Here is a 647-nt window from a genome sequence, read left to right as displayed (position 1 = left end):
TTCGCCCACCTCCGGCATCTAACCCTCGGCAGCACCCCTTTCCCTCCCCGACGCTCTTCCGATCTGGCCGCGCACGCGGCGCCGCGTTGCGCGCCTCCCCGTCGTCGGACTGCTGCGCCGCCTCGGCCGCGATCCGCCGCCAGGCCAGATCGACCCCGCGCCACCAGCCGGCCACGGTCGGCAGATCGTGCGTCGACGTCATCGCGATCGCGTCGCGATCCCACGCCGCCGGCGGCCGGAAGGTGCCGCCGGCGTCTCGCTCGAACCACAGCACGCGCATCCCGGCGATGCCCTGCGCGCCGAGCCGTTCGCGGAAGCCGGCCGGCACCGTGCCGAGATCCTCGCCGATCGCGAGCGCGCGATGACGGGCCGCCTCGAGCGCGACGAGCCGCACGAGATCGTCGACCGGATAGCGCAGGTACGCGCCGTCGCGCGGCGAGCCGCCGTCCGGCACGATCCACATCCGCGCGAAGCCGAGCACGTGATCGATGCGGATGCCGCCCGCATGCGCGAACGCCGCGCGCAACAGTTCGACGAACGGCACGAAGCCTTCCGCCCGCAGCGCGGCGGGCGTCCAGGTCGTCACGCCCCACGCCTGGCCGGCCGCATTGAACAGGTCGGGCGGCGCCCCGAGCGACACGCCGCGA

At 74.7% G+C, this 647-nt stretch carries 1 protein-coding gene; it reads right to left on the bottom strand.

Annotation, left to right across the window (positions count from 1 at the left end):
- Positions 1-647 (bottom strand): 4-alpha-glucanotransferase (locus tag G3N96_RS38875; protein ID WP_241023049.1); only part of this gene is annotated, 647 nt, incomplete at both ends.

The sequence above is a fragment of the Burkholderia sp. Se-20373 genome, assembly GCF_017104705.1.
Classification (GTDB): domain Bacteria; phylum Pseudomonadota; class Gammaproteobacteria; order Burkholderiales; family Burkholderiaceae; genus Burkholderia.
Note: the sequence above shows the minus strand (reverse complement) of the source record. Positions and strands in the feature narration are given on the sequence as shown.